The organism is Variovorax sp. V213 (assembly GCF_041154455.1).
GTDB lineage: Bacteria > Pseudomonadota > Gammaproteobacteria > Burkholderiales > Burkholderiaceae_C > Variovorax.
This window is the reverse complement of the sequence record NZ_AP028664.1, coordinates 344,672-367,546: the sequence shown is the minus strand read 5'-3', so window position 1 is coordinate 367,546 and position 22,875 is coordinate 344,672. Positions and strand designations below refer to the sequence as shown.

General features: G+C 67.7%; 23 protein-coding genes and 1 tRNA gene. 18 read left to right on the top strand and 6 right to left on the bottom strand.

The genetic code is table 11. The annotated features are described in order from the left end of the window. The first annotated feature begins 13 nt into the window (after window positions 1-13). Complete coding sequence (locus ACAM55_RS01880) at window positions 14-238, top strand: hypothetical protein (protein WP_369654414.1); 225 nt, start codon at window positions 14-16, stop codon at window positions 236-238. Between the two features lie 518 nt (window positions 239-756). Here ACAM55_RS01880 and ACAM55_RS01875 read toward each other — a convergent pair. Both ACAM55_RS01875 and ACAM55_RS01870 read right to left on the bottom strand, forming a co-directional pair. After that, window positions 757-831: transfer RNA gene (locus ACAM55_RS01875), tRNA-Arg, on the bottom strand. Between the two features lie 43 nt (window positions 832-874). Continuing rightward, window positions 875-1,546, bottom strand: a complete 672-nt coding sequence (locus ACAM55_RS01870) for a TetR family transcriptional regulator (protein WP_369654413.1) — start codon at window positions 1,544-1,546, stop codon at window positions 875-877. 175 nt (window positions 1,547-1,721) lie between these two features. Here ACAM55_RS01870 and ACAM55_RS01865 point away from each other — a divergent pair, with 175 nt between their 5' ends. The 4 genes from ACAM55_RS01865 (at window position 1,722) to ACAM55_RS01850 (ending at window position 8,424) form a co-directional block, all read left to right on the top strand. Next, a complete protein-coding gene (locus ACAM55_RS01865; RefSeq protein ID WP_369654412.1) occupies window positions 1,722-3,014 on the top strand; it encodes an efflux RND transporter periplasmic adaptor subunit in 1,293 nt (430 codons plus the stop codon). Window positions 3,015-3,030: 16 nt separating this feature from the next. Further along, window positions 3,031-6,195: an efflux RND transporter permease subunit gene (locus ACAM55_RS01860; protein WP_369654411.1), complete on the top strand. Its 3,165-nt coding sequence runs from the start codon at window positions 3,031-3,033 to the stop codon at window positions 6,193-6,195. Continuing rightward, complete coding sequence (locus ACAM55_RS01855; RefSeq protein ID WP_369654410.1) at window positions 6,188-7,603, top strand: efflux transporter outer membrane subunit; 1,416 nt, start codon at window positions 6,188-6,190, stop codon at window positions 7,601-7,603. Before ACAM55_RS01860 ends, ACAM55_RS01855 begins: the two co-directional genes overlap by 8 nt. Window positions 7,604-7,809: 206 nt before the next feature. Beyond that, window positions 7,810-8,424 carry a cytochrome c5 family protein gene (locus ACAM55_RS01850; protein ID WP_369654409.1) on the top strand — a complete coding sequence of 205 codons (615 nt, stop codon included), beginning with the start codon at window positions 7,810-7,812 and terminating at the stop codon, window positions 8,422-8,424. Window positions 8,425-8,492: 68 nt separating this feature from the next. Here ACAM55_RS01850 and ACAM55_RS01845 read toward each other — a convergent pair whose 3' ends face one another. From ACAM55_RS01845 to ACAM55_RS01835, 3 genes are read right to left on the bottom strand one after another with little or no spacing between them, the layout of a single operon-like run. Further along, a complete protein-coding gene (locus tag ACAM55_RS01845) occupies window positions 8,493-9,041 on the bottom strand; it encodes a DUF2946 family protein (protein WP_369654408.1) in 549 nt (182 codons plus the stop codon). After that, window positions 9,025-10,056, bottom strand: coding sequence for a YheT family hydrolase (locus tag ACAM55_RS01840; protein WP_369656487.1), 1,032 nt, complete (start codon window positions 10,054-10,056; stop codon window positions 9,025-9,027). The genes ACAM55_RS01845 and ACAM55_RS01840 overlap by 17 nt, the downstream gene beginning before the upstream one ends. A gap of 45 nt (window positions 10,057-10,101) precedes the next feature. Next, on the bottom strand, window positions 10,102-10,554 hold the full coding sequence (locus ACAM55_RS01835) for a nuclear transport factor 2 family protein (protein WP_055808054.1): 453 nt from the start codon (window positions 10,552-10,554) through the stop codon (window positions 10,102-10,104). A 217-nt stretch (window positions 10,555-10,771) separates the two neighbouring features. Between ACAM55_RS01835 and rutA the strand changes: the two genes are divergently transcribed. From rutA to rutF, 6 genes are read left to right on the top strand one after another with little or no spacing between them, the layout of a single operon-like run. Next, window positions 10,772-11,884: a pyrimidine utilization protein A gene (rutA, locus tag ACAM55_RS01830; RefSeq protein WP_369654407.1), complete on the top strand. Its 1,113-nt coding sequence runs from the start codon at window positions 10,772-10,774 to the stop codon at window positions 11,882-11,884. A gap of 12 nt (window positions 11,885-11,896) precedes the next feature. Continuing rightward, window positions 11,897-12,688, top strand: coding sequence for a pyrimidine utilization protein B (rutB, locus tag ACAM55_RS01825; RefSeq protein WP_369654406.1), 792 nt, complete (start codon window positions 11,897-11,899; stop codon window positions 12,686-12,688). Between the two features lie 23 nt (window positions 12,689-12,711). Then, window positions 12,712-13,104 (top strand): pyrimidine utilization protein C, encoded by a 393-nt coding sequence (gene rutC, locus ACAM55_RS01820; RefSeq protein WP_369654405.1) that lies wholly within the window; start codon window positions 12,712-12,714, stop codon window positions 13,102-13,104. Between the two features lie 2 nt (window positions 13,105-13,106). Next, window positions 13,107-13,910: a pyrimidine utilization protein D gene (rutD, locus tag ACAM55_RS01815; protein ID WP_369654404.1), complete on the top strand. Its 804-nt coding sequence runs from the start codon at window positions 13,107-13,109 to the stop codon at window positions 13,908-13,910. After that, window positions 13,907-14,503 carry a malonic semialdehyde reductase gene (locus ACAM55_RS01810; RefSeq protein ID WP_369654403.1) on the top strand — a complete coding sequence of 199 codons (597 nt, stop codon included), beginning with the start codon at window positions 13,907-13,909 and terminating at the stop codon, window positions 14,501-14,503. The genes rutD and ACAM55_RS01810 overlap by 4 nt, the downstream gene beginning before the upstream one ends. Window positions 14,504-14,539: 36 nt before the next feature. Next, window positions 14,540-15,064 (top strand): NADH-dependent FMN reductase RutF, encoded by a 525-nt coding sequence (rutF, locus tag ACAM55_RS01805; RefSeq protein ID WP_369656486.1) that lies wholly within the window; start codon window positions 14,540-14,542, stop codon window positions 15,062-15,064. Between the two features lie 41 nt (window positions 15,065-15,105). On the opposite strand, the gene rutR is transcribed toward rutF, so the two are convergent. Next, window positions 15,106-15,810, bottom strand: coding sequence for an HTH-type transcriptional regulator RutR (gene rutR / locus ACAM55_RS01800; RefSeq protein WP_369654402.1), 705 nt, complete (start codon window positions 15,808-15,810; stop codon window positions 15,106-15,108). A 195-nt stretch (window positions 15,811-16,005) separates the two neighbouring features. Here rutR and ACAM55_RS01795 point away from each other — a divergent pair, with 195 nt between their 5' ends. From ACAM55_RS01795 to ACAM55_RS01765, 7 genes are all read left to right on the top strand, one after another. After that, complete coding sequence (locus ACAM55_RS01795; RefSeq protein ID WP_369654401.1) at window positions 16,006-17,010, top strand: isopenicillin N synthase family dioxygenase; 1,005 nt, start codon at window positions 16,006-16,008, stop codon at window positions 17,008-17,010. Between the two features lie 2 nt (window positions 17,011-17,012). After that, a complete protein-coding gene (locus ACAM55_RS01790) occupies window positions 17,013-17,399 on the top strand; it encodes a VOC family protein (RefSeq protein ID WP_369654400.1) in 387 nt (128 codons plus the stop codon). A gap of 70 nt (window positions 17,400-17,469) precedes the next feature. After that, on the top strand, window positions 17,470-18,576 hold the full coding sequence (locus ACAM55_RS01785; protein ID WP_369654399.1) for a BMP family ABC transporter substrate-binding protein: 1,107 nt from the start codon (window positions 17,470-17,472) through the stop codon (window positions 18,574-18,576). Window positions 18,577-18,594: 18 nt separating this feature from the next. Next, window positions 18,595-20,127 (top strand): ABC transporter ATP-binding protein, encoded by a 1,533-nt coding sequence (locus tag ACAM55_RS01780; protein ID WP_369654398.1) that lies wholly within the window; start codon window positions 18,595-18,597, stop codon window positions 20,125-20,127. Next, window positions 20,120-21,271, top strand: coding sequence for an ABC transporter permease (locus tag ACAM55_RS01775; protein ID WP_369654397.1), 1,152 nt, complete (start codon window positions 20,120-20,122; stop codon window positions 21,269-21,271). The genes ACAM55_RS01780 and ACAM55_RS01775 overlap by 8 nt, the downstream gene beginning before the upstream one ends. After that, complete coding sequence (locus ACAM55_RS01770) at window positions 21,268-22,200, top strand: ABC transporter permease (RefSeq protein ID WP_369654396.1); 933 nt, start codon at window positions 21,268-21,270, stop codon at window positions 22,198-22,200. Before ACAM55_RS01775 ends, ACAM55_RS01770 begins: the two co-directional genes overlap by 4 nt. Then, window positions 22,197-22,871 (top strand): cysteine hydrolase family protein, encoded by a 675-nt coding sequence (locus tag ACAM55_RS01765; RefSeq protein ID WP_369654395.1) that lies wholly within the window; start codon window positions 22,197-22,199, stop codon window positions 22,869-22,871. The genes ACAM55_RS01770 and ACAM55_RS01765 overlap by 4 nt, the downstream gene beginning before the upstream one ends. The last annotated feature ends 4 nt before the right edge of the window (window positions 22,872-22,875 follow it).

The following is a 22,875-nucleotide window of genomic DNA, read 5'->3' as shown; positions in this document are numbered from 1 at the left end:
AGTGCCGCCTTCTTTGGGCTTTCTCTCCACCATCTTTACGCCGCAGTTCACGCAGGTCGGTTTCCTGGCTGCGAAAGCAAAGTGCGCCGCTGGAAAGAACCCGGCCGCGAAGGCCAAGCTTCTTGAGGTGCGCGCAAAGGTGCGCGAACTCACCCATCGGTCGGCGGAACTGTCGTCGGTGGCGCGCTGGTGCCTCCAGGTTCGCAATGAGAAACAACTGCTGAAGCTAGTAGCTTGAGGAGAGCGCGATGCCTATTCACCACGGCATCTGGCGCGTCGGCGATCAGCCGGCGCCTTTGGTTCCCAGCCGACAACGCCCAAGTGGCGTCACACGGTCGAGCGACTCAAGGACGTATTTCCGAGGTGGGCGGAGCACCCGGGCATCTGAGCGTCGCTGGGCGGCTGGTTGCGACGCACACCGGACAAGCCACGTTGGATATGCATGAACGGCAAGTTTCGCCAGCGGCGGTCGTTCTCCTCCGTCCGTCGGCAGCCAGTCTGAAGCCGCCCTTGAGCGAAGCTCACTTCGCGGCTGGCTTCAATGAGCTCACCCCAAGGCGCCCGGCATCCGACGCCGCTCAGAAAATGAGAGGCGTCGGCCCCCGTCCCCCAATCTGCCGATTTCGTACCCCGATCTGTACCCCAACTACCATCGGACTAGGTCCAATTTCCTCGGACCAATCGGGCGTTAGAAAAGAACTTCCCAGACAAGAAAGCAAAAAAACCGGACACCTTTGAAAGTGTCCGGCTTGCATTTGGTCCCGCCGCCAGGAATCGAACCTGGATCTCAGCCTTCGGAGGGCCGAATTCTATCCGTTGAAATACAGCGAGGAATCTGGGCTCCGGCAGAACCGGAGCCGCGCATTATCGCCCATCAGGCGACGACTTCTTCAGCTTCGTTCCCAATACCCGCTGCCGAGTTCCGCGCAAAGCCGAGTCCGGCCAGGTAAACGCGGAAGGTGCGCCGACCGGTGGGCACCAGGTCGAAGGCGGCCGGGTCGAGCAGCCAGTTCTGGATCAATCCGCTGATCAGCGCGTGCAGGCCCTGCGCCGCCACGTGGCCGGGCACCGGCAGCTTGATGTGGTCGCGGCGCGCGGCCGTGCGCAGGGCTTTTTCAAAATCGGCGACGCAGGCGTTGCGCGCGTCCAGGTGGCGCTGCTGCACCGAGGCCATGTCGTGGGTGTATTCGACCTTGTGGGTGGCCACGTCGAAAACTCGGCGCACCTGGGGGTCGGTGGCCATGAGGGTCAGGGCGTGCACCATGCCCTCTTCGATCTCGCCCAGCGGGTCGTCGTTGATGCCCGCTGCCGCGGCGGCCCTGGGGCCGGCCTCCAGCGGCAGGATGACGCGCTCCATCATGGCGTTGAAGAGGTCGGCCTTGTCCTTGAAGTGCCAATAGATGGCGCCGCGCGTGGCCCCGGCCTGCTGCGCAATCTGCTGCAGCGAGGTCTGCGAGACGCCTTGCGCCTGAAACAGCAGCTCCGCAGCATCGAGCAAGCGATGCCGCGTGGCCAGTGCCTCTTCCTTCGTACGACGTGCCACCAAGTCTCCCGTTTTGTAAAGCCAAGCCCTTTCGGTATCGTGGGGCCATTGGGGTTGTCACTATACATCCATGAATGTATGTAAACTAGCGGGCTTCCCCGATGGCCCGGCTGTTTACGCTGGCTTTCTGTTCGCTTCGCGAACACGCCGTCTCCCGTCTTTGCTTCAAAGGATTCGCATGCCTCTCCTGCATGTTTCGCGTCAGTCTTCGTTCTCGCCGCGCCTCGCGATCGTGGCCGCTGCCGTGGTGTTGGCGCTCGCGGCCTGTTCCAAGGGCGATGCGCCCGCCGGACCGGGCGGCGCAGGTGGCGGCGGCGGTGCCCGGCCCGCTCCTGAAGTGGGCGTGGTGGTTGCCACGCCGACCGACGTGGGCCTGGTGACCGAGCTGCCGGGCCGCCTCGAGGCCTCCCGCGTGGCCCAGGTTCGCGCCCGCGCCTCGGGCATCCTGCTCAAGCGCGAGTTCCGCGAAGGCAGCGACGTGAAAGCCGGCCAGCTGCTGTTCCGCATCGATCCGGCACCGCTGGTGGCGGCCGCGCAGAACGCGCAGGCCACGCTGGCCCGGGCCGAAGCCAACGCCGTGCAGGCCAAGGCACTGGCCGACCGCTACAAGCCGCTGGTCGAGGCCAATGCCGTGAGCAAGCAGGAATACGCGACCGCCGTGGCCTCGCAAAAGACGGCCGAGGCCGACGTGGCCTCGGGCCGCGCCGCGGTGCAGACCGCCAAGATCAACCTGGGCTATGCCGACGTGACCTCCCCCATCGCGGGCCGCATCGGCCGTGCGCTGGTGACCGAAGGCGCGCTGGTGGGCCAGGGCGACGCGACCGAGCTGGCCGTGGTGCAGCAGATCAACCCGATGTACGTGAACTTCACGCAATCGGCGTCCGACGTGCTGAAGCTACGCCGCGCGCTGGCAGCGGGCCAATACAAACGGGCCAACGGCGAAGAAGCCGCCAGCGTGACGGTGGTGCTGGAAGACGGCACCGAGTACGCGCTGCCCGGCAAGCTGCTGTTCTCCGACCTGACGGTGGATTCGACCACCGGCCAGGTCACGCTGCGCGCCGAGGTGCCCAACCCCAAGGGCGAGCTGCTGCCCGGCCTGTATGTGCGGGTGCGGCTGGAGCAGGCGCAGGCCAGCAACGCGATTGCGATTCCCCAGCAGGCCGTGACGCGCACCCAGCAGGGTGACACGGTGTCGGTGGTGGGTGCCGACGGCAAGATCAGCCCGCGCACGGTGAAGATCAGCGCCGCCAAGGACAACCAGTGGGTGGTGCTCGATGGCCTGAAGGCCGGCGAGCAGGTGATGGTCGACGGCTTCCAGAAGCTGCAGATGATGCCGCCCGGCACGCCCGTGAAGGCAGTACCTTGGAAGAAGCCGACGCCGAATGGCGCGGCACAACCGGCAGCGCAGGCGGCCTCCGCCCCGGCGGCGGCAGCCAGCGGTCCGGCGCCTGCCACGGCCGAGAAGAAGTAATCAGGAGCGCGCCCGCATGGCCAAATTCTTTATCGACCGACCGATCTTCGCCTGGGTGATTGCGCTGTTCATCCTGGTGATGGGCGGCGTCGCCATCACCCAGCTGCCGATCTCGCAGTACCCGCCGGTGGCACCACCGGCCATCGTGATCAACGTCGCCTACCCCGGCGCCTCGGCCCAGACTCTGGAGGACAGCGTGCTGTCCGTCGTCGAGCGCGAGATGAACGGCTCGCCGGGCCTCATCTATATGGAATCGGTGGCCCAGGCCGACGGCACGGGCACCATCACCATCAGCTTCCAGGCCGGCACCAACCCCGACCTGGCGCAGGTGGATGTGCAGAACCGGCTCTCGCGCGCCACGCCGCGCCTGCCGGCGGCCGTGACGCAGCAGGGCGTGCGCGTGGACAAGGCGCGCAACAACTTCCTGCTGTTCGCGATGCTGTCTTCGGACAACCCGGACTTCCCCCCGGTGGCGCTCGGCGACTATGCCGCGCGCAACATCGTGCCCGAGCTGCAGCGCGTGGTGGGCGTGGGCCAGGCCCAGCTGTTCGGCACCGAGAACGCCATGCGCATCTGGGTCGATCCGGCCAAGCTGCAGGGCTTCAACCTGTCGGCCACCGACGTGAACAACGCCATTCGCGCGCAGAACGCCCAGGTGTCCTCGGGCTCCATCGGCGACCTGCCCAACATCCCCGGCCAGGCCATTGCGGCCACGGTGGTGGTGAACGGCCAGCTCGCCAATGTGGAGCAGTTCAAGAACATCATTCTGCGGGCCAACACCGACGGCTCGGCCGTGCGGCTGAAAGACGTGGCGCGGGTCGAGCTTGGCGGGCAGTCTTATGCCACCTCGGCACGCCTGAATGGCGTGCCCGCGGTCGGCATTGGCGTGCAGCCCACGCCCAATGGCAACGCGCTTCAATCGGCCAAGGCGATCCGCGCCAAGATGACCGAGCTCGAGCGCTTCTTCCCGCAGGGCGTGAAGTGGACCATTCCGTACGACAGCTCGCGCTTCGTGCAGATCTCCATCACCGAAGTGGTCAAGACGCTGCTCGAAGCCGTGGCGCTGGTGTTCGTGGTGATGTTCCTGTTCCTGCAGAACTGGCGCTACACGATCATCCCGACCATCGTGGTGCCCATTGCGCTCTTGGGCACGTTCGCTTCGCTGCTCGCGCTGGGCTTCTCGATCAACGTGCTGACCATGTTCGGCATGGTGCTGGTGATCGGTATCGTGGTGGACGACGCCATCGTGGTGGTCGAGAACGTCGAGCGCATCATGAGCGAAGAGGGGCTCTCGCCGCTCGAAGCCACGCGCAAGGCCATGAAGCAGATCTCGGGCGCCATCATCGGCGTGACCGTGGTGCTGATCTCGGTGTTCGTGCCGCTGGCGTTCTTTGCGGGCTCGACCGGCAACATCTACCGCCAGTTCTCGGCGGTGATGGTGACCTCGATCGCCTTCTCGGCCTTCATGGCGCTGTCGCTCACGCCTGCCCTGTGCGCCACGCTGCTCAAGCCCGTAGAAGCCGGCCACCACCACGAAAAGACCGGCTTCTTCGGCTGGTTCAACCGCGGCTTCACGCGCACCGCCAAGGGCTATGAAGGCCTGGTCGCGCGCATCCTGCGCCGCGCCGCGCGCTACCTGATCATCTACGTGGCGATCATCGGCGCGGTGGTGTTCACCTACATGCGCCTGCCAAGCTCGTTCCTGCCGGCGGAAGACCAGGGCAACATCATCGTGAACGTGCAGTTGCCCCCGGGCGCCACGCAGGAGCGATCGCTGGCGGTCATGCAGCAGGTCGAGAACTTCATCCTGAAGCAGCCCGAAGTGCAGAGCATGGTGGGCGTCATGGGCTTCAGCTTCTCGGGCCAGGGCCAGAACGCGGGCCTTGCCTTCGTGACGCTGAAGGACTGGGAAGAACGCAAGGACCCGGCCCACTCGGCCAGCGCCCTTGCGGGCCGCGCCTTCGGTGCGCTCTCGGGCATCCGCGACGCCTTCATCTACCCGCTGAGTCCGCCGCCCATTCCTGAACTGGGCAATGCCAGCGGCTTCAGCTTCCGCCTGCAGGACCGCTCGGGCGCGGGCCACGAGGCGCTCATCAATGCGCGCAACCAGCTGCTGGGCATGGCCGGGCAGAGCAAGATCCTGTCGCAGGTGCGCCCCGACGGCCTGGAAGACGCGCCGCAGCTGCAGATCGACATCGACCGCGACAAGGCGAACGCCCTGGGCGTGACCTTCGACGCGATCAACGCCACGCTGTCGACCGGCCTGGGTTCGAGCTACATCAACGACTTTCCGAACCGCGGCCGCCTGCAGCGCGTGGTGGTGCAGGCCGATGCGCCGGCGCGCATGCAGCCGGACGACCTGCTGAAGCTGAACGCCAGCAACACGCAGGGCCAGCCGGTGCCGCTGTCGGCCTTTGCCACCACCAAGTGGGTCAAGGGCGCCACGCAGACGGTGCGCTACAACGGCTATCCCGCGATCCGCATCAGCGGCGACGCCGCCGCGGGCTTCAGCACGGGCGCCGCCATGGCCGAGATGGAAAAGCTCGCCGCCCAGCTGCCGCAGGGCTTCGGCTTCGAATGGACGGGCCAGTCGCGCGAAGAAAAGCTGGCGGGTTCGCAGGCCATCGTGCTGTACGGCTTCGCGATCCTGGCGGTGTTCCTGTGCCTGGCCGCGCTGTACGAGAGCTGGTCGATCCCGCTGTCGGTGATCCTGGTGGTGCCGCTGGGCGTGCTGGGCGTGCTGCTGGCGACGATGCTGCGCGCCTACTCGAACGACGTGTACTTCCAGGTGGGGCTGATCACCATCATCGGCCTCTCGGCGAAGAACGCGATCCTGATCATCGAGTTCGCGAAGGACCTGCAGGCGCAGGGCAAGGGCATCATCGAATCGGCCCTGGCCGCGGCCCACCTGCGGTTCCGGCCAATCGTCATGACCTCGCTGGCCTTCGGCCTCGGCGTGGTGCCGCTGGTGCTCGCCTCGGGCGCCGGCTCCGCCAGCCAGCGCGCCATCGGCACGGGTGTGCTCGGCGGCATGGTGACGGGCACGGCGCTGGCCGTGATCTTCGTGCCGGTGTTCTTCGTGGTGGTGCGCAGCCTGTTCAAGGGCAGTGCACGCCAGCATGAAGCTGACAAGCGGCATGCAGAAGCTGCCGGCATCACGGAGGAAAAAGCACATGACTAAGAAACTGATTCCCACAGCCCTGGCCGCGGCAATGCTGCTGGCCGGCTGCTCGCTGATTCCGACCTACGAGCGCCCCGCGGCGCCGGTGCCGACCACCTTTCCGGGCGATCCGGTGCAGCCGGCTGGCCAGGCCGCGGCGGCCGTGCCGTGGGAAGACTTCTTTACCGATCCGCGCCTGAATGGATTGATCCGCACCGCGCTCGAGAACAACCGCGACCTGCGGGTCTCGGTGCTCAACATCGAGCAGGCGCGCGCGCAGTTCCAGATCCAGCGCTCGTCGCTGTTCCCGGCGGTCGGCCTCACGGGCAGCGGATCGCGCTCCAGCCCCAACCCCTACCAGGCCTTCGACAGCAGCGTGGGCAGCGTGTCGTCCCAGTACAGCGTCAACCTGGGCGTCACCGCCTGGGAGATCGACTTCTTCGGCCGCATCCGCGCACTGAAGGACCAGGCGCTGGCGCAATACCTGGCCACCGAGGAATCGCGCAAGGCCGCGCAGGTGAGCCTGATCGCGGCGGTTGCCACCGGCTGGCTCACGCTGATTGCCGACGACGAACTGCTCGAACTCACGCGCCAGACCCTGGTCACGCGCGAAGAATCGGTGCGCCTGACCAAGATGCGCTTCGACAACGGCGTTTCGTCCGAGCTCGACTTCCAGGCCGCCAACTCGCTCGCCGAAACCGCGCGCGCCTCTTATGCGCAGCAGCAGCGCACGCGCATGCAGGACGAGAACGCGCTCGCCCTGCTGCTGGGCGCGCCGGTTCCCGCCGACGCCACCGCGGGCGGCATCAAGGGGCTGGACAGCGTCAAGCCGATGCCCGACGTGCCGGCCGGCCTGCCCTCCGACCTGCTGGCCGAGCGGCCCGACATCCGCGCCGCCGAGCAGCAGCTGATCGCGGCCAACGCCAACATCGGCGCGGCGCGCGCCAACTTCTTCCCGCGCGTGTCGCTGACCACGACGCTCGGCACCGCGAGCAGCGAGTTCTCGGGCCTGTTCGACAGCGGCTCCAAGGCCTGGTCGTTCGCGCCCTCGGTCACGCTGCCGATCTTCGACGCGGGCCGCAACAGGGCCACGCTCGACTCGGCCAAGGCCGGGCGCGAAATTGCCGTGGCGCAATACGAGAAGTCGATCCAGACCGCGTTCCGCGAAGTGGCGGATGCCCTGGCCGGCCGCGCCACGCTGGGCGAGCAGGTGCGTGCGCAGCGCGCGCAGGCCGATGCCGAGGCCGTGCGCTTCCGGCTCTCCGACATGCGCTACCGCAACGGCATCGCGAGCGCGCTGGACCTGCTCGATGCGCAGCGTTCGCTCTACACGGCGCAGCAATCGGCCGTCACCACGCGGCTCCTGCAGCTGCAGAACCAGGTCACGCTCTACAAGACACTGGGTGGCGGCTGGGCGAAGGCTGGTTGACGCCCCCCGAAGCGCCTTCGGCGCCCTCCCCCACCGGGGGGCGCACCCGGCGGGCCGGCAAAGCCGGTTCCGCGGGTGCACTGGGCTGAGCTCGTTGCATCGAAGCATCGCGGAGAGGCCTTCCGTCCTTTGGGCGGAGGGCCTCTCTATAATCGCCGGTTGATTCGAAAAAGCCCCCCGACGAGCCCCCGTTATTGAGGACGCCAATGAGCGCAGACCCGCATTACCAGGCCACAGAAGACGCCCACTCCGGCCCGATCAAGAACCCGAGGCAACTGCTGCTCGCGGTATTTTTCTCCTTCGTTGTACCCATCCTGATCATCGTCGGCCTCGTGGCCTATGTGGTTTCGGACACCAAGCCCGCGGGCACCGCCCAGGGCGACAACATGGCGCTCTACGGCGTCTCCAAGGATGCGCGCGACCGCGAAGTGGCCGAGCGGCTCAAGAAGGTCGGTGCCATCGAGATCCGCGATGCCAACCGCCCGCTCGCAGCCGGCGACGCCGTTTTCAAGGCGCAGTGCGCGGCTTGCCACGGCGCGCCCGGTATTCCCGGCGCACCCCACCTGAACGACGCCGCGGCCTGGGGCCCCCGCATCGGCCAAGGCTACGAGACGCTGCTCGACCATGCGCTGCATGGCAAGGGCGCCATGCCGGCCCAGGGCGGTGGCGACTTCGAAGACCTCGAAATCGGCCGTGCCGTGGTCTATATGGCCAACGCCGGCGGCGCCAAGTTCCCGGTGCCCGACCGTCCCGCGGCGGCAGCGGCTCCCGCCAACGGCGCTGCCTCGGCAGCCGCACCCGCGGCCAGCGCAAGCAAGTAAGCGCATCACCGCCCATGAAAAAGCCGGCTTCGAGCCGGCTTTTTCATGGGCGCCGCAAGGGGCGACCGCTATTTCGATAGCGCGGCAAGGCGGCGCGCCGCCGGGCTCAGCACATGGCCGAAGCGCTGCGGCAAGTCGCCCGCGTGCACCGCCTCGGGCGTCCACAGGCCCTGCTCCACGGCTTCGGCCGCAAGGCCCACGTCCTGCGTATGGACCAGCCCGAGCCCGAGCGGCGTGGCAAGGTAGAGGCGGCCCTGCTCGTCGAGCAGGCACGCCGTGATGCTGTCGACCGGCTGCCCCGTGTGGGCCGTGACGGCAAAGCCCTTCTCGTCGGCAACGCGCCAGACGAAAGGCGCGGCCTCCAGCTCGACGTAGACACGCTGCGGCCCATTCTGGAAGAACCACTGGCCTTCCCCGTCATGGTCGTAATTGCGCTGGATGAAGTCGATCAGCTTCTCGTGCCGCAGCATCGACCCCTTCTCTGCCGGGAAGGGCCCCAGGGCCTGCGTGCGGTCGTCGCGCATGTACCAGTTGCCGCGCGCGTCCAGGCCAAGCCAGCCGTAGCAGTGCGGCACGTTGGGCCACTTGGCGAGCGCCTGTTTAACGATGTCGTCCATGAAAGCTATTGTGCTCGCCCGCGCGCGGAATGGGGGCTGCAAACTGGCTGAGCCAGCCGCCCACCCGCTCCGGCATGCCGCGCACGTGCCCCGGCGGCACCCCCAGCGGAAACCCCACGTGGCCGCCGTGCGCGGGTTGCCACAGCGTGACGCACGGGCCGACCTCGCCGGGGCCGGGCAGGCTGCTGGCCGGAATGAACGGATCGTTGAGCGCATTCACCACCAGCGTGGGCACGCGGATCGCACGGAGGTGCGGCTTGGACGAACCCCGCGCCCAGTAGTCGTCGGTGTTGCGAAAGCCGTGCAGCGGCGCGGTGAACACGTCGTCGAAGGCATAGAGATCCCGCGCCGCAAGCAGCCGCTCGCGGTCGAACAGCCCGGGAAACTGCGCCAGCTTGGCCAGCGCCTTGGGCTTCATGGTCGAGAGGAACATGCGCGTGTAGACCAGCCGGTTGAAGCCGCGGCCGATGGCCTCGCCGCCGGCCGTCAGATCGACCGGCGCAGACACCGAAGCCACCGCATTGACCGAGGCGCGGGCCGTCTCGCCGGCCTCGCAGGCCCAGCGCAGCAGCGCGTTGCCGCCGAGCGAGACGCCCGCCGCCAGCACCGGGCCGCCGCCGCGCAGCACATGCTGGCCGTGCATGCGCCGCAGGATCCAGTCGATCTCTTCGTAGTCGCCCGAGTGGTAGGCGCGCGGCGCCAGGTTCATCTCGCCGCTGCAGCCCCTGAAATGCGGCACCGCGAAGGCCATCCCGCGCGCGGCCGCAAAGGCGGCGAACGCCTCCGCGTAGTGGCTGCGGGAAGAGCCCTCCAGCCCGTGGAACAGCACCAGCAGCGGCTGCGGGCCGGGCAAGGCCGCATCGACGAAATCCACATCGATGAAGTCGCCGTCGGGCGCGGTCCAGCGCTCACGGCGGTACGAGGGCGCCGCCCCGTCGAAGCGGCGGGCATACAGCGCCGGCCAGATGGTCTGCAGGTTGCCGCCGGGCAGCCAGCGGGGCGCCATGTAGCCCATGGCCGAATTCATGGAGGGTGAAGGGGGCGCTTCGGCGGGCATCGGTCAGTGCAGGGTCTGCGGTGGATCGTTCGAGTCGCTGGGCTCCCGCGCGCTGCCGGGGCTTGCATGGTGGGCCACCAGGCGCCAGCCTTCCACGGTCTTGTGATAGACGTTGGTGGCCAGCACGAAGGCGTGCTTGGGCCCTTCGGCGGTGAGCACCTCGATGCGTTCGAGCACGTTGTGCACGGCGCTCGCGAGCGATTCGATCTTGCGCACGCGCGCCGGCGTCGCATGGATGGCGCCGTTGCCGAACATCTGCTCGAAAGCCGCGCGGATGGCCGTGGCCCCGACCAGCCGCGGCCCGCCCGGATGGACGCAGAACACCTCGTCCTCGTCGGCCCAGCAGGCCATCAGTGCGTCGATATCGCCGCGCTGCAGCGCTTCATAGAAGGCCGCTTCGATGTCATCGGCAGTGCCGCCGATGGCCGCGGCGGCGCGGAGTGGGGTCTTGGGCATGGCGTGATTCTGCCGCGCGATCCGTGACTCGGACGCTGCACTGCTTTGGTCCGGCATGCACCGCACTGCCGCAACAGCGGCGGTTCGCTTGCTCCACTTTGGACCAAATGGTCAAACAAATACATATGAAAACATTCAAGCTGTTGATTTCAAACAACTTTTTGCATTGGCACGGGCCATGCATAGGGCTCTGCGATCTCGCAACAGGAGCTTCTGCATGAACGTCGGCATCTTCATTCCCATTGGCAACAACGGCTGGCTGCTCTCCGAAAACGCGCCGCAGTACAAGCCGAGTTTCGAACTCAACAAGGAGATCACGCTGACAGCCGAGCGCTACGGCGTGGACTTCGTGCTGTCGATGATCAAGCTGCGCGGCTTCGGCGGCAAGACCGAGTTCTGGGACCACAACCTCGAATCGTTCACGCTCATGGCCGGGCTCGCGGCCGTGACCACCAGGATCAAGCTCTTTGCCACCGCCGCCTCGCTGGTGATGCCGCCGGCCATCGTTGCGCGCATGGCGTCGACCATCGATTCGATCTCCAACGGCCGCTTCGGCCTCAATCTCGTCACCGGCTGGCAGCGGCCCGAGTATTCGCAGATGGGCATGTGGCCAGGGGACCAGTTCTTCGGCACGCGCTACCAGTACCTCTCCGAATACATCCAGGTGCTGCGCGACCTTTGGGGCACCGGCCGGTCGGATTTCAAGGGCGCGCATTTCCAGATGGACGACTGCCGCCTGAGCCCGCAACCGAAGGCCGACATGAAGGTGATCTGCGCGGGCCAGAGCGATGCCGGCATGGACTTCTCCGCCAGGTACGCCGACTACAACTTCTGCTTCGGCAAGGGCGTGAACACGCCCAAGGCCTTCGCGCCCGCGGCCGAAAAGCTCATCGAGGCCACCCGCAAGACCGGCCGCCACGTCACCACCTACGTGCTGGTGATGGTGATCGCCGACGAAACCGACGATGCCGCGCGCGCCAAGTGGGAGCACTACAAGGCCGGGGCCGACCACGAGGCCATTGCCTGGCTGGGGCAGCAGGGCGCGGCCGACACCAAGTCGGGCGCCGACACCAACGTGCGCCAGATGGCCGACCCGACCTCGGCCGTGAACATCAACATGGGCACGCTGGTCGGCTCCTACGCCACCGTGGCGGGCCTGCTCGACGAAATGGCCGAGGTGCCGGGCACCGAAGGCGTGCTGCTCACTTTCGACGATTTCCTGCAGGGCGTGCAGGCCTTCGGCGAGCGCATACAGCCGCTGATGAAAAGCCGCGCGCATGTGCGCAGCCCCGTGCCCTCGCAGGCCGAACCCGAGCGCCTTGCGGCCTGAGAGGAGACGCGCATGGCCACGCCCGCACGCAACACCACGCTCACCTCGACCACGCCCGTCGGTGCCCCGCGCCTGCCCGGCGCACCCGCGCCGCTGGTGCTGCCCGCGCGGCCCGAACCGCTGGCGCTGCATGCCACCGATTCGGCGCTCGTCGTCGTCGACATGCAGAACGCCTATGCATCGATCGGCGGCTACGTCGACTCGGCGGGCTTCGACATTTCAGGCGCGCAGGGCACCATCGCCAACATCGCGCGCACCATTGCGGCGGCGCGCGCGGCCGGCATGCTGGTCGTGTTTCTGCAGAACGGATGGGACGCCGCCTACGTCGAAGCGGGCGGCCCGGGCTCGCCCAACTGGCACAAGTCGAACGCGCTCAAGACCATGCGCGCCAGGCCCGAGCTGCAGGGCAAGTTCCTCGCCAAGGGCGGCTGGGACTACGAGCTCATTGCCCAGATGAAGCCGCAGCCCGGCGACATCGTGGTGCCCAAGACGCGCTACAGCGGCTTCTTCAACAGCACGCTCGACAGCACCCTGCGCTCGCGGGGCATCCGCCACCTGGTGTTCACTGGCATCGCGACCAACGTGTGCGTCGAATCGACCCTGCGCGATGCGTTCCACCTCGAATATTTCGCCGTGATGCTCGAAGACGCGACGCACGAACTCGGCGGTGCGGCCATACAGAAAGCGTCGGTCTACAACGTCGAGACCTTCTTCGGCTGGGTCTCCACGGTGGACCAGTTCTGCGGCACCTTCGCGCCGGCAGCCGTTGCCCAGTCTGCCCCGGCCGAAGCGGCCATTGCCTGATTTTTTCAAAGGAGCCCACCGCCATGCCCAAGCAAGCCATCATCCCGGCCGGAACCACCACGCCGATCGCCCCGTTCGTGCCCGGCACCATGGCCGACGGCATCGTCTACGTGTCGGGCACGCTGCCCTTCGACAAGGACAACAACGTGGTCCACGTGGGCGATGCTTCCGCGCAGACGCGCCACGTGCTCGAGACGATCCAGCGCGTGATCGCGACCGCCGGCGGCACCATGGACGACGTGACCTTCAACATGATCATGATCAAGGACTGGGCCGACTACGCGAAGGTCAACACGGTGTACGCCGAGTTCTTTCCGGGCACCAAGCCCGCGCGCTACTGCATCCAGTGCGGCCTGGTCAAGCCCGATGCGCTGGTCGAGATCGCCTCGATCGCCCACGTGGGCAACAAGGCCTGAACATGCCGCCGCTGCACTACGAAGTGCATGGGCCGGCCGAGGGCGAGGCGGTGCTGCTGTCGTCGGGGCTCGGCGGTTCGGCCACCTTCTGGCAACCGCAGCTTGGCGCGCTCGTCGAAGCGGGCCATCGCGTGATTGCGTACGACCAGCGCGGAACGGGCCGCAGCCCCGCGGCGCTGGACGCGGGCTACGCCATTGCCGACATGGCGCGCGACGTGGTGCGGATCCTCGACGCCACATCGACGCCGCGCTGCCACCTGGTGGGCCATGCGCTGGGCGGGCTCGTCGGCCTGCAGCTGGCGCTCGACGAGCCCTCGCGCGTGGCCAGCCTGGTGCTCGTCAATGCGTGGTCGAAGCCCAATCCGCATTCGGCGCGCTGCTTCGACGCGCGGCTCGCGCTGCTCGATGCCTGCGGCCCACGCGCGTATGTCGAAGCGCAGCCGATCTTCCTGTACCCCGCGGCCTGGTGCGCGGAACACGCGCAGCGCGTGGCCGACGAGGTCGACCATGCCTTTGCGCACTTTCCGGGCGAAGCCAACATGCGTGCGCGCATTGCCGCATTGCGCGCCTTCGATATCGACGCGCGCCTCGGCGACATCACCATGCCCACGCTGGTGGCCGCCGCCATGGACGACGGCCTGGTGCCGTGGACCTGTTCGCAGCGCCTGGCCGACGGCCTGCACGACGTCACGCTCCACTTCATGCCGCATGGCGGCCATGCGCACAGCGTGACCGAGGCCGAGGCCTTCAACCGCAGCCTGCTCGACTTTCTTTCCCGGGTCAGCGCACCCGGCGTTCTCGCATGACCATCACCTCCACCCTCGACAACGCCGCACTGGCGCTTCTTTTTACCGAAGCGCGCAGCCACAACGGCTGGACCACCGAACCCGTCACCGACGCGCAGATCCGGCAGATCTACGCGCTCGCCTGCATGGGGCCGACCTCGGCCAACTGCTCGCCCGCGCGCTTCGTGTTCGTTCGCACGCCCGCAGGCAAGCAGCGCCTGGCGCCCGCGCTTTCCAAGGGCAACCTCGACAAGACCATGGCGGCGCCGGTCACGGTGATTGCGGCGTGGGACCGCAAGTTCTACGACAAGCTGCCCACGCTGTTTCCGCATGCCGACGCGCGCAGCTGGTTCACCGGCAGCCCCGAGGCCGCGCACGAAACCGCCTTTCGCAACGCCAGCCTGCAGGCAGGCTACCTGCTGCTCGCCGCACGCGCCGTGGGGCTCGACGCCGGGCCGATGTCGGGCTTCGACAAGGCCAAGGTCGATGCCGCGTTTTTCGAGGGCACCGACTGGACCACCAACTTCCTGATCAACCTCGGGCACGGCGATACGGCCAAGGTGTTCGGCCGCCTGCCGCGGCTGGCCTTCGACGACGCCTGCCTTCTCGCCTGAAGCCCACGGGAGTTCCTCCTCATGCTGCTGAACGCAATGGCTTCCAACGTCACCCCGGGCGGCGCACCGCACGCGCTGCCGAAGGCCGATTACCGCAACGCCATGGCACGGCTGGGTGCGGCCGTCAACATCATCACCACCGATGGCCCGGCCGGCCGTGCAGGGTTCACGGCCTCGGCCGTGTGCAGCGTGACCGACGAGCCGCCGATGCTGCTGGTGTGCCTGAACCGCTCGGCCTCGGTGTACCCCGCGTTCACCGCCAACGGCGTGCTCTGCGTGAACGTGCTCGCGGCAGGGCACCAGGCGCTCTCGGGCCTGTTCGGCGGCAAGACGCCGATGGACGAGCGCTTTGCCGCCGGCCGCTGGAGCCGCAAGGCCACCGGCTCGCCGGTGCTCGACGACGCCGCGGCCTCGTTCGACTGCCGCGTGGTGCGCGCCACCAGCGCGGGCACGCACGACGTGCTGTTCTGCGAAGCGCTGGCGATCGCCATCGGCGGTGCGGCGCAGAGCCTCATCTATTTCGACCGGCGCTATCACGAGATCGCCACGCCGCCGCACTGACCTGGTCTTTTCCCCTCTCCCGGAGGGAGAGGGAGCAAGTCCTACCGCGGCATGATCCCCTGCAGCACGATGCGCTGCACGTTCTCCACCGTCTGCTCGAAGAAGGCCGCGTCTTCCAGCGTATGGCCTGTCAGCGCCTGCACCTGCACGCCGAAATCCGCATAGTGCTGCGTGATGGCCCAGAGCGCGAAGACCAGGTGGTGCGGATCGACCGGCGCGAGTTTGCCGGCCTCGATCCATGAACGGATGACCTCCGACTTGCGCTCCACCAGCGTGCGCAGTTCGCGGTCGAGTTCGTCGCGCAAGAGCGGCGCGCCCTGGATCATTTCGAGGCAGAACAGGCGCGACGCATCCGGCCGGTCGCGCGAGATCACGAGCTTGCGGCGGATGTAGCCGCCGATGGCTTCGCCCGGGTCTTGCTCGGCGCTGAATCCGCGCAGCGGCTCCAGCCACAGTTCGAGCAGGTCGCGCAGCACGTTGACGTACAGCTCCTCCTTGTTCGCGAAGTAGTAGAGCAGATTGCTCTTGGACACATCGGCGCGCGCCGCCACCTGGTCGATCGACGTGCCGTGCAGACCGAAGCGCGAGAACAGGCCCAGCGCGGCACCGAGGATGGCGCTGCGCTTGTCCTCGATCTGGCGCAGCCTGCGGCTCACCGCGGACGCGCTGCGCACGACGGGTTTCGCGCGCTTGCGCGCCGGGCTTTTTGTGCTGCTGGCTGCGGCCAGCGCCTTGGTCTTCGGCATCTTCCCTCGCTTCATCGATTACGGACTCTTTCAACGCGCACCACTGTAAGGCCGCGGTGCATCGCGTTGCGCCAAGCCGGCCTTTGAAGCCTCTGCGCGCGCACCATGCTGACGCGGCAGATGCGTTTTGTCCATTTGGTCCAACTGGCACAGACGTTGCATGGCGAAAGGCATGCCAAGCACGAGGACCGACACATGACAACACTGCTGTCCGTACCCATCATCGATCTCGCGCCCTACTTTGCGGGCACGCCCGAAGGCAAGGCCGAGGTCGCGACAAAGGTCGACGAGGCTTGCCGCAGCATCGGCTTCCTCGTCATCACGAACCACGGCATTCCAGCCGAGCTGATCGCGCGCGTGTCGCAGCTCTCGCGCCAGTTCTTCGACATGCCGCTGGCCGAGAAGCGCAAGGTCGATCGTCCGCGCCAGGACGCGGTGCGCGGCTACAGCGCCGTCGGCGAAGAAGGGCTTTCCTACAGCCTGGAAGAGGCCGCCCCCGGCGACCTGAAGGAATCGTTTTCGATCGGCCCTTCGAACGTGCCGGACGACGACTACCACCGCGGCCCCGCCGCCGGCCCGCACTTCGAGCCCAACAGCTGGCCGCCCATCGGCGGATTCCGCGAAGCGTACGAGAACTACTTCGAGGCCATGAGCGATCTCTCGCGCTCGCTGATGCGCATCTTCGCGCTTGGGCTTTCGCTGCCCGAGCTGTTCTTCGACGACAAGATCGACAGGCACATCAGCATGTTCCGCGTGCTGAGCTATCCCCCGCAGCGCGAAGCGCCGCTGCCGGGCCAGCTGCGCGCCGGTGCGCACAGCGACTACGGCAGCCTCACCATCGTGCTGCCCGACGACAAGGGCCTGCAGGTGTTCAACAAGGCGGGCCAATGGGTCGACGTGCCGCAGGTGGAAGGCGGCCTGGTCGTCAACATTGCCGACCTGATGATGCAGTGGACCAACGACCAGTGGGTGTCCACGCTGCACCGCGTGGTCAACCCGCCCTTCGAGGTGGCGAGCACCAACAGGCGCCAGTCGCTGGTGTTCTTTCACCAGCCCAACTACGACGCGATGGTCGCGTGCCTGCCGAGCTGCCTTGCGCCGGGCGAGCAGCCGAAGTACGCGCCCATTTCGTCGGGCGACCACCTCACGTCGAAGTTCGTCAAGCAGACCACATTCGGCGGCACCAAGGCCGTGGCCTGAGCATGGCGCATCTCTCCTACGTCAACGTCTTTGCGAAAGACGTGGTCGCGCTCAGCGGCTTCTACCAGCGCGTGTTCGGCTTCGCCGAGATCGAGGCGATCCGCTCGCCGATATTCCGCGGGCTGGACACCGGCAAGTCGAGCCTGGGCTTCAACGCGCTCGACGCCTACGAGCTGCTGCACCTGGCCGAGTTCTCCGACACACGCGGCGTGAAGTTCCTGCTGAACATCGACGTCGACAGCAAGGACGAAGTCGACCGCATGGTGCCGGTCGCGCTCGAGGCCGGCGCCACGCTGGTGAAGCCGCCCTACGTCACCTACTACAACTGGTACCAGTCGGTGCTGCTCGATCCCGAGGGCAATGTGTTCCGCATCAACTTCATGATGTGACGGCACGCGGCACGCCCCGCTCCCTTCATCACTCTTCTTCCTTGACTTGCTCCCCACGAAAGGTCGTTCCATGTTGCGCACTTCCCCCCACGGCTTCACCTTCGGCCTTGCCCTGGCGCTCGCAGCCGGCGGCGCGACGTTCGCGCTGCCCGCCATGGCGGCCGACGGCTTCACGCTGAAGGACAAGCCGAAGATCGCGATGCTCTATTTCGGCCCGAAGAACGACGGCGGGTGGACGCAGGCCTTCGACGAGGCACGGGCCAAGGTCGAGAAGGAAATCGGCCAGAAGATCCAGTTCGTCGAGAACGTGCCCGAAGACGCCTCGGCCATCAAGCCCGCGGCCGAGAAGTTCATCCAGCGCGGCGCCAACATCGTGATCGGCACGGCCTTCGGCTACTCCGACAGCTTCAAGGACCTGGCCGCCAAGTACCCTGGCGTGGCTTTTCTCAACGGCTCGGGCACCACCAACGGAAGCAACCTCGAATCGTTCTATGGCCGCACCTACGAGAGCCAGTACCTCTGCGGCATGGCCGCGGGCGCGGCGTCGAAGACCGGCAAGCTCGGCTTCGTCGCGGCCAACCCCTTCGGCGTGGTGAACTGGACCGTCAACGCCTTCGCGCTGGGCGCGCAGAAGATGAACCCCAACGCCACGGTCAACGTGATCTATACCGGCGCGTGGAACGACCCGGTCAAGGAACGCGCCGCCGCCGCTGCGCTGATCGACCAGGGCGCTGACGTGATCGGCCAGCACGTGGACAGCCCCACGCCGCAGATCGTGGCGCAGGAGCGTGGCGTGTACGGCACCGGCCACCACCGCGACCTGCGTCAGTTCGCGCCCAAGGCCACGCTGTGCTCGTCGGTGTGGGTGTGGGACCGCTTCCTGACACCCGAGCTCAAGAAGATCATGGCCGGCAACTGGAAGCCCGCGCCCTATGGCGCCTTCATCGAGATGAAGGACGGCGGCACCGACATCGCGGGCTTCGGCCCCGCGGTGCCCAAGGACAAGGCCGCGCAGATCACCGCCGAGCGCGACGCCATCATGAAGGGCAAGCAGGTGTACGCGGGCCCGCTCGCCGACCGCGACGGCAAGGAGCGCGTGGCCAAGGGCGCGGTGCTGTCGGACGCCGACCTCTGGAAGATGGACTGGTTCGTCAAGGGCGTGGTCACTCAGAAGTAAGAAGCAGGCAGGCAGCCAGTGTCCAACGCGCTCGAGCTCACCGGCATCCGCAAGTCCTTCGACGGCTTTGCGGCGCTGACCGACGCGCACTTTGCTGCGCGCTGGGGCGAAGTGCACGCACTGCTGGGCGAGAACGGCGCGGGCAAGTCTTCGCTGATGAACATCGCGGCCGGGCTCTACGCGCCAGAGGCCGGCCAGCTGCTGGTCGACGACAACCTGGTGCGCTTTGCCGGACCGGCCGATGCGGCCAGGCACCGCATCGGCATGGTCCACCAGCATTTCAAGCTGGTGCGGCCTTTCACGGTGGCACAGAACATCTTGCTCACCGCACCGCCGCCGGCCGAGTTCCAGAGCCACGGGGAACGCCTGCGCGAGATCTCGCGCGACATCCGCAACAAGGCCTCGGAGCTGGGCTTCGAGATCGATCCCGCCAAGCGCATCGATGCGCTCTCGATTGCCGAGCAGCAGCGGGTCGAGATTCTCAAGGTGCTGCTCGCGGGTGCGCGCATCCTGATCCTCGATGAGCCGACCGCGGTGCTCACCGACCAGGAAGCCGCGCGCCTGTTGCAGACGGTGCGGGGGCTCGCGCGCGCCGGCTCCGCCGTGGTGCTGGTCACGCACAAGATGGCCGACGTGAAGACCTACGCCGACCGCGTGACGGTGATGCGCGGCGGCCGCACGGTGGCCACGCTGGAGCCGGGTGCCACCTCGGTGGCCGAGCTCGTGAAGCTCACGGTGGGCGAATCGATTGCCGCTCAAGGCTTTCAGGCGGCGAAGTCCCCGCGCAGCCCGGTGCGGCTCACGGTGCGCGGCCTGCGCTCGGCGGCATCGCCTCAAGGCCGCCGAGTGCTCGACGGAGTCGACCTGCAACTCCATGCGGGCGAAATCTATGGCCTGGCCGGTGTCGGCGGCAATGGGCAGGGCGAGCTGGCCGACGCCATCATGGGCCTGCCCGACGCCGGCGGCGCGCTTGAAGGCGAGATCCATCTCGAAGGCCACGGCGATCTCAAGGCCATGGGCGCGCCGGAACGCCGCAACGTGGGCATTGCCGCGATTCCGGCCGATCGCTACGGGCTGGCGCTCGCGGGCAGCCTTTCGGTGGCCGAGAACTACGCCATCGGCCGCGTGCACACGGGGCGCTACGGTCCCGCCTGGCATCTGCGGCGCGGCCGTATCCAGGACGACACGCGGGAAGCAGTGCGCGCCTTCGACGTGCAGGGCGTGCGCTCGGTGGCGCAGAAGGCCGCGCTGCTCTCCGGCGGCAACGCGCAAAAACTGGTGCTCGCGCGCGAGTTCGGCAAGTCGCCTTCGCTGGTGCTGGCGCACAGCCCGAGCCGCGGGCTCGACGTGCGCGCCAGCGCCGAGGTGCATGCGCGCCTGCGCGCTGCGCGCGACGGCGGGGCCGCGGTGCTGCTGATCAGCGAAGACCTCGACGAGGTGCTGCAGCTCGCCGACCGCGTGGGTGTGATGACGCGCGGGCGCATTGCCGGCGAGTTTGCGCAGCCGGCCGACCGGCAGGCCATCGGACAGGCGATGGTGGACCATGGCTGACGCATCGCTCGTGGCCATCTCCGAGGCGGCGCAAACCGATCCGGAGGCCGCGCACCGGGCGCGGCGCCAACCGCTGGCGGGCCGGCGCTATGCGCTCGAAATCCGGCAGCACATGGGATGGCGGCGGCAGGCGCTGATTCTTGCGGCGGCGCTCCTGGTCGGGCTTGCGATTTCCGCCGCCATCCTGGTGGCGGCCGGCGTCCCCGCGGACGAGCTCGCCAACGAGTTCGTGATGCAGACCTTTTTCGACGGCCAGAACTTTCGCGCCGTGCTGTTCCAGGCCGCGCCCATGATCCTCGTGGGCCTGGCCGGCTCGCTGGCGTTTCGCGCGCGCTTCTGGAACCTGGGGCTCGAGGGCCAGATGATCTGGGGCGCCATCGGCGCAACGGCCGTCTCGATGTGGCAGATCGGGCCCGAGCCCTTGCGCCTGCCGCTGATGTTCGCGGCCGCCATCGGCTGCGGGCTGCTCTGGGTGCTGGGGCCGGCATGGCTGAAGATCAGGCTGGGCGTGAACGAGATCATCTCCACGCTGATGCTCAACTACATGGCGGCCAACTTCCTGCTGCACCTCGTCTACGGCAGCTGGAAGGACCCGAAGGACAACTTTCCCTATTCGCCGCAGTTCCGTGCCTTCGAACGGCTGCCCGAACTGGGCGCCGGCGTGAGCAGCGCCATCGTGCTGGCGGCCGTGGTGGCACTCGTCGCATGGTGGCTGGTGGGCGTGAGCCGCGCGGGGCTGTACCTGCGTTTTGTCGATGCCAATCCGCGCGTGGCGCATGCCAACGGCGTGCCGGTGCGCCGCACCATCTATGGCGCCGTGCTGCTGTCGGGCGCGATGGCCGGGCTCGCGGGCTTTGCGGTGGCCGCCGGCCAGGAAGGGCGGCTCACGCAGGCCTTCTACCAGGGCTATGGCTTCTCGGGCATCCTGATCGCCTTTCTCGCGCGCAACAACCCGCTCGCGGCCACCGTGGTGGCGCTGCTGGTGGCGGCCCTGTTCGTCACCGGCCGCAGCCTGCAGGTGTTCTACCAGGTGCCGTTCTCGATGGTGCAATTGATCCAGGCCGTCATCGTGGTGTGCGTGGCGTCGAGCGACTTCTTCATTCGCCACCGGCTGCGCCGTGTGGGTGGTGAGGCGGCTCAGTGAGCGGAAGCATCGCTCTCAACTGGCTCGCGAGCACGCCGGACTTCGCGGTGCCCTACGCGCTTGCGGCACTGGGCCTGATCATCAGCGAGCGCGCGGGCGTGCTCTCGCTCGGCGCCGAGGGGCTGATGCTGGTCGGTGCACTGGCCGGCATCGGCGCGCAGCTGGCGCTCGGGCAGCCGGCCGTGTCGCTGGTGCTTGCGATGCTCGCGGCCAGCGCGGTCTCGCTGCTGTTCGCGGTGATGGTGATCTGGCTGCGCGTGAACCAGGTGATCGCGGGGCTCGCGCTGGTGTTCTTCTGCCAGGGCCTCACGGCGCTGGTCGGATCGCTGGCCGAATGGACCAACCATGCCACCGAAGGCATCGGCGGCATGGCGTTGTGGCCGCTGTCGCTGCTGCCCGGCGTGGGCCGGCTGTTCGAACAGAACGCGATGGGGTGGCTCACGCTGCCGATCTTCCTCGCGGTGGCCTGGTTTCTATCGCGCACCTCGGCCGGGCTGCGGCTGCGCGCGGTCGGCGAGAACCCGCAGGCCGCCGACGCGGCCGGCATCCGCGTTGCCATGTGGCGGCTTGCGGCGGTGCTCGCGGGCTCGGCGCTGGTGGGCCTGGCCGGCGCCTACATCTCGGTGGTCAGCACCAAGCTCTGGATCGCGGGCATGACCGGCGGGCGCGGCTGGATCGCGGTGGGGCTGGTGATCTTCGCGCGCTGGTCGCCGTGGAAGGCGCTGGTGGGGGCGCTGCTGTTCGGCTGCATCGAGGCGCTGATTCCGCAGCTTGCGGCGGCCGGCGTGCAGCTGCCGCAGTACTTCGTGATGATGACGCCGTATGCCGTGACGCTCGGCGTGATGGTCTGGGTCGCGCTGGCCCGGCGCGGCGGCGACGACGAACCCGGCGCGCTCGGCCAGCCCTATGTGCGGGAGGAACGGCGATGAAGGCCTGGGTCTATGGCGAGGAGCGCGAGCTCGACACGGCGCAGTTCGCCGACTACCTGAACCCGGCCACCACCGCGGTCGTGTCCATCGACATGCACCGCGGCCACCTCGACGACAGCCCCGACTGCCCCTGCCCCGCGCCGCGGGCGCGCGACGTGGTGGCGCCCATCGACAGTTTTCATGATTCGGCGCGTACGCTGGGCGTCCGCATCGTGCACGTCAAATCGGTGCTGCGGCCCGATGGGGCCGACGACATCCACGGCATTCCATCCGCATGGCGCCGCACCTTTCCGCTGCATGTGGGCGCGATCCCGAACGCCGACGCGCATGCCATCGAAGGCTCGCCCTGGACCGAGTGGGTGACGCGCGTCGAGCCCGGCGACATGCGCGTGGAGACCAAGCGGCGCCTCTCGGCCTTCTATCCGACCGACCTCGACTTTCTGCTGCGCAACCAGCGCATCGAGACGGTGGTGCTGAACGGCGGCTTCACCGACTGCTGCGTGCTCAACACGGCCTTCGACGCCAACAACCACAATTACCGCGTGATCGTGCTGCGCGACCTGGTGCGCGGCACCGACGCGCACCTGGAAAGCGCAGCGCTCAGCATGGTGTCGCTGCACCTCGGGCTGGTGCTCGACTCGGCTGAAATGCTGTGCCAGTGGCGCGGCTGAGAAG

What these genes read in the sequence shown, in the direction of transcription:
- ACAM55_RS01865 (WP_369654412.1), top strand. Translation starts at nt 1,722, where the DNA reads ATGCCTCTCCTGCATGTTTCGCGTCAGTCTTCGTTCTCGCCGCGCCTC.
- ACAM55_RS01860 (WP_369654411.1), top strand. Translation starts at nt 3,031, where the DNA reads ATGGCCAAATTCTTTATCGACCGACCGATCTTCGCCTGGGTGATTGCG.
- ACAM55_RS01855 (WP_369654410.1), top strand. Translation starts at nt 6,188, where the DNA reads ATGACTAAGAAACTGATTCCCACAGCCCTGGCCGCGGCAATGCTGCTG.
- ACAM55_RS01850 (WP_369654409.1), top strand. Translation starts at nt 7,810, where the DNA reads ATGAGCGCAGACCCGCATTACCAGGCCACAGAAGACGCCCACTCCGGC.
- ACAM55_RS01845 (WP_369654408.1), bottom strand. Translation starts at nt 9,041, where the DNA reads ATGGACGACATCGTTAAACAGGCGCTCGCCAAGTGGCCCAACGTGCCG.
- ACAM55_RS01840 (WP_369656487.1), bottom strand. Translation starts at nt 10,056, where the DNA reads ATGGGCTACATGGCGCCCCGCTGGCTGCCCGGCGGCAACCTGCAGACC.
- ACAM55_RS01835 (WP_055808054.1), bottom strand. Translation starts at nt 10,554, where the DNA reads ATGCCCAAGACCCCACTCCGCGCCGCCGCGGCCATCGGCGGCACTGCC.
- rutA (WP_369654407.1), top strand. Translation starts at nt 10,772, where the DNA reads ATGAACGTCGGCATCTTCATTCCCATTGGCAACAACGGCTGGCTGCTC.
- rutB (WP_369654406.1), top strand. Translation starts at nt 11,897, where the DNA reads ATGGCCACGCCCGCACGCAACACCACGCTCACCTCGACCACGCCCGTC.
- rutC (WP_369654405.1), top strand. Translation starts at nt 12,712, where the DNA reads ATGCCCAAGCAAGCCATCATCCCGGCCGGAACCACCACGCCGATCGCC.
- rutD (WP_369654404.1), top strand. Translation starts at nt 13,107, where the DNA reads ATGCCGCCGCTGCACTACGAAGTGCATGGGCCGGCCGAGGGCGAGGCG.
- ACAM55_RS01810 (WP_369654403.1), top strand. Translation starts at nt 13,907, where the DNA reads ATGACCATCACCTCCACCCTCGACAACGCCGCACTGGCGCTTCTTTTT.
- rutF (WP_369656486.1), top strand. Translation starts at nt 14,540, where the DNA reads ATGGCTTCCAACGTCACCCCGGGCGGCGCACCGCACGCGCTGCCGAAG.
- rutR (WP_369654402.1), bottom strand. Translation starts at nt 15,810, where the DNA reads ATGCCGAAGACCAAGGCGCTGGCCGCAGCCAGCAGCACAAAAAGCCCG.
- ACAM55_RS01795 (WP_369654401.1), top strand. Translation starts at nt 16,006, where the DNA reads ATGACAACACTGCTGTCCGTACCCATCATCGATCTCGCGCCCTACTTT.
- ACAM55_RS01790 (WP_369654400.1), top strand. Translation starts at nt 17,013, where the DNA reads ATGGCGCATCTCTCCTACGTCAACGTCTTTGCGAAAGACGTGGTCGCG.
- ACAM55_RS01785 (WP_369654399.1), top strand. Translation starts at nt 17,470, where the DNA reads ATGTTGCGCACTTCCCCCCACGGCTTCACCTTCGGCCTTGCCCTGGCG.
- ACAM55_RS01775 (WP_369654397.1), top strand. Translation starts at nt 20,120, where the DNA reads ATGGCTGACGCATCGCTCGTGGCCATCTCCGAGGCGGCGCAAACCGAT.
- ACAM55_RS01765 (WP_369654395.1), top strand. Translation starts at nt 22,197, where the DNA reads ATGAAGGCCTGGGTCTATGGCGAGGAGCGCGAGCTCGACACGGCGCAG.